The 8,091-nt window shown below is 70.1% G+C and carries 8 protein-coding genes; 6 read left to right on the forward strand and 2 right to left on the reverse strand.

Annotation, left to right across the window (positions count from 1 at the left end):
- Window positions 1-15 precede the first annotated feature (15 nt).
- On the reverse strand, window positions 16-627 hold the full coding sequence (locus tag ABKW26_RS10800; protein ID WP_348593552.1) for a methyltransferase: 612 nt from the start codon (window positions 625-627) through the stop codon (window positions 16-18).
- Between the two features lie 124 nt (window positions 628-751).
- Between ABKW26_RS10800 and hflX the strand changes: the two genes are divergently transcribed.
- From hflX to ABKW26_RS10815, 3 genes are read left to right on the forward strand one after another with little or no spacing between them, the layout of a single operon-like run.
- Entirely contained in the window at window positions 752-2,302 is a 1,551-nt protein-coding gene (gene hflX / locus ABKW26_RS10805; RefSeq protein ID WP_348593554.1) for a GTPase HflX, read from the forward strand.
- A 53-nt stretch (window positions 2,303-2,355) separates the two neighbouring features.
- Entirely contained in the window at window positions 2,356-4,458 is a 2,103-nt protein-coding gene (locus tag ABKW26_RS10810; RefSeq protein WP_348593556.1) for an ATP-dependent DNA helicase, read from the forward strand.
- Window positions 4,459-4,497: 39 nt separating this feature from the next.
- A complete protein-coding gene (locus ABKW26_RS10815) occupies window positions 4,498-5,505 on the forward strand; it encodes an L-lactate dehydrogenase (protein WP_348593557.1) in 1,008 nt (335 codons plus the stop codon).
- A 113-nt stretch (window positions 5,506-5,618) separates the two neighbouring features.
- Here the strand turns inward: ABKW26_RS10815 and lexA are convergent, their stop codons facing one another.
- On the reverse strand, window positions 5,619-6,323 hold the full coding sequence (gene lexA / locus ABKW26_RS10820; protein ID WP_348593567.1) for a transcriptional repressor LexA: 705 nt from the start codon (window positions 6,321-6,323) through the stop codon (window positions 5,619-5,621).
- A gap of 324 nt (window positions 6,324-6,647) precedes the next feature.
- Between lexA and ABKW26_RS10825 the strand changes: the two genes are divergently transcribed.
- The 3 genes from ABKW26_RS10825 to ABKW26_RS10835 all read left to right on the forward strand — a co-directional run bounded on the left by ABKW26_RS10825 (window position 6,648) and on the right by ABKW26_RS10835 (window position 8,027).
- The gene (locus ABKW26_RS10825) at window positions 6,648-7,010 is read left to right on the forward strand and encodes a LysM peptidoglycan-binding domain-containing protein (protein ID WP_348593559.1); all 363 of its coding nucleotides are present in this window, start codon (window positions 6,648-6,650) and stop codon (window positions 7,008-7,010) included.
- Between the two features lie 158 nt (window positions 7,011-7,168).
- Complete coding sequence (nrdR, locus tag ABKW26_RS10830) at window positions 7,169-7,672, forward strand: transcriptional regulator NrdR (protein WP_348593561.1); 504 nt, start codon at window positions 7,169-7,171, stop codon at window positions 7,670-7,672.
- Between the two features lie 166 nt (window positions 7,673-7,838).
- Entirely contained in the window at window positions 7,839-8,027 is a 189-nt protein-coding gene (locus tag ABKW26_RS10835; RefSeq protein ID WP_348593563.1) for a DUF5302 domain-containing protein, read from the forward strand.
- Window positions 8,028-8,091: the final 64 nt, after the last annotated feature.

Genomic DNA, 8,091 nt, shown 5'->3' on the forward strand with positions numbered 1-8,091 from the left:
TGACCCGAGGGCTCGTCAGGCGCGCGTGACCTGCAGGACGCGGAACCCCTTCGCACTGGCGGCACGCCGGACCTCGTCCGCGGGGAACCGGTCCGCGATCCAGCGCTGCAGCGAGTCGGCACCGAGGTTCTTCTGGACCACGAGGTAGGCGTTCGCACCTGGCGCGAGACGCGGGATCCACGTCTCGAGCATCGAGTGGAGCACCGCCTTGCCTACCCGGATGGGCGGGTTCGACCAGATCTCGGCGAGCTGGACGTCCTCCGGCACGTCGTCTGGGCGGACCGCACGGATCGTCGTGATCCCGAGGATCTCAGCGTTGCGGCGCACGAGGTCGAGCGACCGTTCGTTGACGTCGACAGCCCACACGGTCGCCCGCGGGTTCTGCAGCGCCTGGGTCAGCGCGATGGGTCCCCACCCGCACCCGAGGTCGAGGAGCGCACCGTCGGGTGGCGCTGGGACGGAGCGGAGCAGCACCTCCGTTCCGAGGTCGAGCCGACCGGGGGAGAAGATCCCGCCGGCGGTCTCCACCTCACGGTCCTGCCCGTCGAGGCGCACGCGGATCCGTCGTCGCTCGTCCGCCGACGCGGGCGTCGCGGTGAAGTAGTGGTCCTGCTCGTCGTCGCTCACAGTCGGCAATCGTAGGTGAGGCGGTGCGATCCGCTTCGCCCTGCGCAAAATCGCTTCGCGACGTGGGCGCTCGCATGGGACTCTTGATGACAGGAACCGCACAGCACCGACAGATGAGGACTGCATGCCGAACAGCCACGAACCGCACCCCGAGACCCCCGACGCCGCGACGGAGCAGGCGCAGGCGATCGACCCGGGCGTGGCAGCAGTGGCGGCACGGGACCTCGCCAGCGACGTGGTCGCCCGGGTCCTGGCACGAGCCGGCACCGCACGCGCCGACGGCGGCACGGACCACTCCGTCCACGACGGCGACCAGATCGACCTCGCCGAGCGAGCAGCACTACGCCGGGTCGCAGGGCTCTCCACCGAGCTCGAGGACGTCACCGAGGTCGAGTACCGCCAGCTGAGGCTCGAGCGCGTCGTCCTCGTCGGCCTGTGGTCGCGGGACGCCGTCGACGCCGAGGTGTCGCTCCGTGAGCTCGCTGCGCTCGCGGAGACGGCTGGGTCCCAGGTCCTCGACGGACTTCTCCAGCGCCGTCAGAACCCTGACCCGGGGACGTACCTGGGCTCGGGCAAGGCAGCGGACCTGGCCGCCCTCGTCGCCGCCAACGGCGCCGACACCGTGATCGTCGACGGCGACCTCGCGCCCTCCCAGCGCCGTGCGCTCGAGGACATCATCAAGGTCAAGGTCGTCGACCGGACCGCGCTCATCCTCGACATCTTCGCCCAGCACGCGAAGTCCCGAGAGGGCAAGGCCCAGGTCGAGCTCGCACAGCTCGAGTACCTCCTCCCGCGCCTGCGCGGCTGGGGAGACTCGATGTCGCGACAGGCCGGTGGTCAGGTCGGTGGCGCAGGTGCCGGCATGGGATCGCGCGGTCCCGGTGAGACGAAGATCGAGCTGGACCGTCGTCGTATCCGCGACCGCATGGCCAAGCTCCGCCGCGAGATCGCGGCCATGGCACCATCCCGCGAGACCAAGCGTGCCGCGCGCCGTCGCAACGCGATCCCGTCCGTGGCGATCGCCGGCTACACGAACGCCGGCAAGTCGAGCCTGCTCAACGCGCTGACCGGCGCCGGGGTGCTCGTCGAGAACGCGCTCTTCGCCACCCTGGACCCCACGGTCCGCCGCACGAAGACGCCCGACGGGCGGGTCTACACGCTCGCCGACACGGTCGGATTCGTGCGATCCCTGCCGCACCAGCTCGTCGAGGCCTTCCGCTCGACGCTCGAGGAGGTCGGGGACGCCGATCTCCTCCTGCACATCGTCGACGCGTCGCACCCCGACCCCGAGGGGCAGATCGAGGCTGTCCGCCACGTGCTGGCAGACATCCCGGGCATGGCGGACGTCCCCGAGGTCATCGTCCTCAACAAGGCCGACCTCGCCGACGCCGAGACCATCACCCGGCTGCGCAGCCGGGAGCGCAACACCCTCGTCGTCTCCGCACGCACCGGGGAGGGCATCCCCGAGCTGCTCGACTTCATCGCCGCGTCGTTGCCGCACCCGGGCGTGCAGGTCGACCTCGTCGTCCCCTACGACCGGGGGGACCTGGTCAACCGTGTCCACCTCGAGGGCGAGATCGACCACCTCGAGCACACGGGCGAGGGGACGCTCGTCCAAGGACGCGTGGACGACGAGCTCGCGGCCGAGCTGACGGCCGCGGCGGTCCACGGCTGAACGCACCTGTGGGCTCGGGCTGGCGCACGCACGACGGACCGTAGACTCCTCGGGTGAGCGACGCCAAGACATCTCAGGACGCCGGCGCCGCGGTGGACCACCTGCTCGACCTCGCTGTCGGGCGGCTCGGTGGTACTCGACGAGACGGTCAGCACGAGATGGCAGCGGCTGTCGCCCGGGCGATGGACTCCGGTGAGCACCTCCTCGTCCAGGCGGGGACCGGGACCGGGAAGTCCCTCGGGTACCTCGTCCCGGCCGTGCACCACGCCGTGCACAGCGGGGAACGTGTCATCGTCTCCACCGCGACCCTTGCACTCCAGCGCCAGATCATGACGCGGGACCTGCCGCTCGTCGCCGACACGCTCGCCCCGCACCTGCCGCGGGCACCGAGGCTCGCGCTGCTCAAGGGCTGGCACAACTACGCCTGCCTGCACAAGATCGCCGGTGGCTATCCGCCCGACGACGCCGGCACCCTCTTCGACCTCCCACGGACCGAAGGTCCGACGGAGCCGCTGAGCGGGTCCTCGGACGAGGTGTCCGACGCGCCGTCCGGGCTGGGTCAGCAGATCGTCCGGGTGCGCGAGTGGGCCGCTGACACCGAGTCGGGCGATCGCGACGACCTCGTCCCTGGTGTGCCCGACCGCGTGTGGCGCCAGGTCTCGGTCACCGCGCTCGAGTGCCTCGGGCAGAAGTGCCCGCTCATCGAGGAGTGCTATCCGGAGCGGGCGCGCGGCACGGCCCGCGAGGCCGACGTCGTGGTGACCAACCACGCGATGCTCGGGATCGCCGCCACCGGGTCGCCGAACGTGCTCCCCGAGCACTCCGTCATCGTCGCCGACGAGGCGCACGAGCTCCCGGACCGGGTCACGTCGGCGGCCACGGCAGAGATGTCCGTGGCGTCGATCGAGCATGCCGCCCGTCAGGCCCGGCGGCACGGCGGGATCATGACGACCGATCTCGATGCGGCGGCGGCGGACTTCGGGTCGGTGCTCGCCGGGCTTCCCGCGGAGCGTTTCCCGGACGGTCTGCCCGAGGGGGCTCGGCTCGCGGTCGCAGGTGTCCGCGATGCAGCGCGCGCCCTCGTCACGGCTCTCAAGCCCGACACGACGAACGGGTCCGGCGCCGACGGGAGCGTCGCGAGCAGCGGACTGAAGATGGCGTCGTCGAGCATGCTCATGGTGTTCGAGATCGCCGAGCGGATGGCGGGCGACGCCAACAGCTTCGACGTCTTGTGGTGCTCGCGGGGCGGCGACGGCGGCTTCGGTGCTGGAATGTCCAAGCTGCACGCCGCACCGCTCGGGGTCGCCGGGCTCCTGCGGACCAACCTCTGGGACGAGAAGGTCGGCATCCTCACGTCCGCAACCCTCGCGCTCGGTGAGTCCTTCGAGCCGATCGCCCGGGCCGTCGGGCTCGAGAAGAGCGCGACGGAGCCGGGGGAGGCGGGAGCGGCCGCCAGCTCCACTGCTGCTGCGGTCCCGTCGGCATCACGCTGGACGGGACTCGACGTCGGGAGCCCGTTCGACTACCCGAAGCAGGGCATCCTCTACATCGCGAAGAACCTGCCGACACCTGGGAGCCAGGCGACCACGGACGCCCAAGCAGACGAGATGGCCGCGCTCATGGAAGCGGCCGGCGGCCGGACACTCGGGCTCTTCTCGTCCCGCCGTGCCGCAGAGCGCGCCGCAGAGCTCCTGCGGCCGCGGCTCCCGTTCCCCGTCCTGTGCCAGGGGGACGACCAGCTTCCGGCGCTCGTGCGCGCGTTCGCCGAGGATGACGCGACCTGCCTCTTCGGCACGCTGTCCCTCTGGCAGGGCGTCGACGTCCCGGGCGCGGCGTGCAGTCTCGTCATGATCGACAGGATCCCGTTCCCGCGGCCGGACGACCCCGTCAAGGCGGCCCGCGCGCGCTTCATCGAGACGCATGGTGGCAACGGGTTCATGCAGGTCTCGGCCACGCACGCCGCCCTTCTCCTGGCGCAGGGTGCGGGACGTCTCATCCGGACGATGTCCGACAAGGGTGTCGTCGCGGTGCTCGACCCGCGGCTGGCCACGGCCCGGTATGGTTCGTTCCTCGTGCAGTCGCTGCCGGACTTCTGGCGGACGACGGACACGACTGTCGCTCTCTCTGCACTCCGGCGCCTCGCCGACCTAGGCTGAGACATGTGACGACCGAACTCATCACCAGCTGGAGGAAGCATGAGCGACGCTGATCAGACCGGCACCCTCGACCGCACCGCCGTGGCACCACCCCGGTCTCGCAAGACGACGAAGGTGGCGGTCGTCGGAGCCGGCGCGGTCGGCTCGACGATGGCCTACGCCGCGCTCATGCGCGGTTCCGCACGCACCGTCGCACTCTTCGACATCAACAAGGCCAAGGTCGAGGCCGAGGCGCTCGACCTGGCCCACGGGATCCAGTTCATGCCGATGGCGGAGGTCGTCGGGTCCGACGACGTCGCCGTGTGCGCGGACGCCGACGTCATCATGGTCACGGCAGGCGCGAAGCAGAAGCCCGGACAGACGCGGATCGACCTCGCCGAGGCGACGATCGGCCTCGTGTCGAAGATCCTCCCGGACCTCCTCGAGGTCGCACCGGACGCGATCTACGTCATGGTGACCAATCCCGTGGACATCGTGACCTACGCCGCGCTGAAGATCTCCGGCCTCCCGCCGACGCAGCTGTTCGGGTCCGGGACAGTCCTCGACTCGTCCCGGCTGCGCTACCTCATCGCGGAGCATGCGGGCGTCGCGGTGCAGAACGTCCACGCGTACATGGCCGGTGAGCACGGGGACAGCGAGATCCCCCTGTGGAGCTCGGCCACGATCGGCGGGGTGCCCCTGCTCGACTGGAGCGGCATCGAAGGTCGGGGGCCGCTGACACTGAGCGACCGCGACGAGATCGCGCACGAGGTCGTGAACTCGGCCTACCGGATCATCGAGGGCAAGGGGGCGACGAACTACGCGGTCGCTCTCGCAGGGACCCGCATCATCGAGGCGGTCCTCAACGACGAGCATCGCGTCCTGCCCGTCTCCACGTTGCTCGACGACTACTACGGCATCAGCGACATCTGCCTGTCGGTGCCCACCCTCGTCGGGCGACGTGGCTGTACGGACCGTCTTGCGGTCCCGCTGTCTCCGGTGGAGATCAAGGGGCTGCAGCGCTCCTCGACGGCGCTCAAGGCCGTGGCGCGCAAGTTCGGCTACTGAGCGGATCTGCCGCTGGTCACTGCCGGGCACCGAGACTGCACACCGACAGATCGGGCCCCTGGTACCCCCACACGTGGGGGTACCAGGGGCCCGATCTCGTGCTGGGTGCTGACCTACAGGCTGCGCAGGACGCTCACCACGCGCCCGAGCACTGTGGCCTCGTCGCCGGGGATCGGCGAGAACGCTGCGTTGTGGGGCATGAGCCATACGTGGCCGTCCATGCGCCGGAATGTCTTGACGGTCGCTTCGCCGTCGATCATGGCCGCGACGATCTCGCCGTTCTCTGCGACCGGCTGACGACGCACGACGACCCAGTCGCCGTCGCAGATAGCGGCGTCGATCATGGACTCGCCGGTGACCCGCAGGAGGAACAGGTCGCCGTCGCCGACGAGCTGTCGGGGGAGGGGGAAGACGTCCTCGACGACCTGCTCGGCCAGGACGGGGCCTCCCGCGGCGATCCGACCCACCACCGGCACGTACGACGGCGCCGGGTGCGCGTCGCTGTCGGCGCTCTCGCCGTGGGCGTCCCTGAGCGTGTGGGTCTCGTCGAGAGGCTCGACGTCCCGGGAGTCGTCCTGGTGGACGAGCTCCATGGCGCGCGGGCGGTTCGGGTCGCGCCGGAGGAATCCCTTGCGCTCGAGCGCGGTGAGCTGGTGCTTGACGCTCGACGGGCTCGTCAGGCCGACCGACAGCCCGATCTCGCGCATGCTCGGCGCATACCCGCGTGACTCGATCGAGCTCCGGATGGTCTCGAGCACGTGACGCTGACGCGCTGTGAGCCCGTCGGCAGACACCTCCGGGTCGCCGACGAGGACCACCGTGCCGCGGGTGCGGTCGTTCGTCCGGGTGGTATCCCCTGCTGCCACGATGTGCCTCCGTCGTCGATCGGTCGAGAGGCTCGTTGTCGAGCCGTCTGCTGCTGCCGTGCTGGTGAGCGCCCCGGGTGTCAGTGGCTCGTGGTCGAGTACCTCCCGGAGGGTCGTGCCCAACACTAGGGCGATTCGGGCATCGGATCAAACACCTGTTCGAGCGTGTCGCGACAGACCCTTGCGTTTCTGGAGATCTTTCGTACAGTTGTACGACGAACAGGTGTTCGAACGATGATGGGTCGCCCGGCTCGGCGCGGCGCTGAAGGAGTACTCATGGCACACGTGATGGCGATCTCGTCGGGACCCGCGCACGTCCGGTCGGACGTCGAGGGCTGGCTCGGCCTCAGCGATCTCTCGATCACTCGGCGAGGTCGCGTGGTGCTGTGGACCGTCGGCGTCGTCCTCATGCTCGCGGCGCTCCTCCTCGGAGGCCGTGCGGTCGCGGGCTCGCCCGAGGCGGCGACGCACGTGGTGCCGCACACCGTCTCTCAGGGAGAGACGCTGTGGGCGATCGCGTCGACGGTAGCGCACCCCGGTGAGGACCTTCGAGACGTGGTCAGCCTCATCATCGAGGTCAACGGTCGCTCCTCGGCGGACCTCGAGGCCGGGGAGCAGATCTTCGTCCCGCTGCGCTGAGTGCAGGTTCCGTCGCACTGCACGCGGGAACTTCGGGCGGCAGAGACGAGCGGGAGGCCGTGGTGCGCCGAGCGCTGGGCGGCGTCGGGAGCGCGTAGGGTTGCGGTGGACACGCGACCTCATCCCGACCGGTCGCCGCTGCCGTAGATGGAGGTACCGTGCACTGCCCGTTCTGTCGCCACTCGGACTCGCGCGTCGTCGACTCCCGGACGTCCGACGACGGTGCGTCCATCCGACGACGTCGCCAGTGCCCGCAGTGCAACCGCCGCTTCACCACCCTGGAGACCGCAAGCCTCTCCGTGGTCAAGCGCTCCGGGGTCACCGAGCCGTTCAGCCGCGAGAAGGTCGTGAGCGGTGTGCGCAAGGCATGCCAGGGGCGACCGGTGAGCGAGGACGATCTCGCCCTGCTCGCGCAACGCGTCGAGGAGTCGGTGCGTGCCACCGGGAGTGCAGAGCTCGACGCGTACGAGATCGGTCTGACGATCCTCGGACCGCTGCGCGAGCTCGACGAGGTCGCCTACCTGAGGTTCGCGAGCGTCTATCAGGCCTTCGACTCGCTCGACGACTTCGAGGCGGCGATCAACCTCTTGCGCATGGAGCACGAGCAGGCTCGTGTCGCCCGAGAGCAGCCTGTCTCGGACGACGCCGTCCGAGACGACTGAGGTCCGAGGATCCGTGGCGCGCTACGGTGGGTCGGCTGCCCGCTCGGCGGAGCAGCGGCAGCACGACCTCGGCCAGCTGGAAATCGGCTGGCCACGGCACGTGAAGTGAGGAAGTCTTGCACGTGCATCAGGTACGGACAGGCACCAAGACGAGGAGGTCCGGCACATGACGCAGGACAGCAACGAACGCGAGAACCCAGTCAGCGCTGACACGAAGGCGAAGTTCAAGGAGGCGTTGGAGCGCAAGAACGCCTCCCACCACCGCTCGACCGAGGGATCGGCGAACACCGGCACCGTGCACGGATCGGAGACCGCCGGACCCGTCCAGCGAACCTTCCGGCGCAAGTCCGGCTGAGCACCGACGCTCGTAGCACAGAAGGGGGGGGGGGGGGGGGGGGGGGGGGGGGGGGGGGGGGGGG

It is taken from the genome of Sanguibacter sp. 25GB23B1, assembly GCF_040012415.1.
Lineage (GTDB): Bacteria > Actinomycetota > Actinomycetes > Actinomycetales > Cellulomonadaceae > Sanguibacter.